Source organism: Pseudomonas sp. Pseusp97 (assembly GCF_047304025.1).
GTDB lineage: Bacteria > Pseudomonadota > Gammaproteobacteria > Pseudomonadales > Pseudomonadaceae > Pseudomonas.
In genome coordinates this window covers 1-650 of record NZ_JBGLYK010000474.1, presented here as the reverse complement: position 1 = coordinate 650, position 650 = coordinate 1, and the positions used below count along the sequence as shown (strand labels likewise).

Here is a 650-nt window from a genome sequence, read left to right as displayed (position 1 = left end):
CTCTTCGTCGAACGCAGCGCCGAAGCCCTGTCGACCTTCTGGGCCAGCGTCGAGGATCGCCTGGCGGCGCTGCTCGCTGCCCTGGCGGCTGGCCTTGCGGCCCTGGTACTTGACACTTTCTGCGATGGCGCTTGCGACTTGCGCGGCGCTGTCTCGCGGGGACACTTGGGTCACTGGCATTACCTCCGGCGGCGCGGCCTGACGGCTCATTGTTCGAGCTTTTCTGTGGGAAAACAATTGCCGCGGTGCGGCTGCGACACCGGCGCTGGAAGCGGGCCGCGAGGCAGAGCAGGCGGCGGGTTATCAGGCCTGGGTGTGAGACGTGCTACAGCGCCTTCAGGCCACGGCGCGCGGATGCATTTCGTCGGACGGATAACCGCCGGATACCGCGCCTAACGCCGGGAACCACCTGTAGGAGCGAGGGGGACGCCATCGTTATTGCTCGCGAACGCAGCTCCCCGGCAGCTCCAGAGCTGGTCGGTTCGCGAGCAAGCTCGCTCCTACGAAGAGCAGCACCGTAGGGCGCATATCCCGGAACGGGTTATGCGCCGATACCTGGCGGGGGGGGGGGGGGGGGGGGGGGGGGGGGGGGGGGGGGGGGGGGGGGGGGGGGGGGGGGGGGGGGGGGGGGGGGGGGGGGGGGGGGGGGG

The 650-nt window shown here is 71.1% G+C and carries 1 pseudogene; it reads right to left on the bottom strand.

What is annotated here, in order from left to right:
* Positions 1–174: pseudogene (locus ACCC94_RS29960) on the bottom strand (hypothetical protein); the annotation flags it as partial.
* Between the last annotated feature and the right edge of the window lie 476 nt (positions 175–650).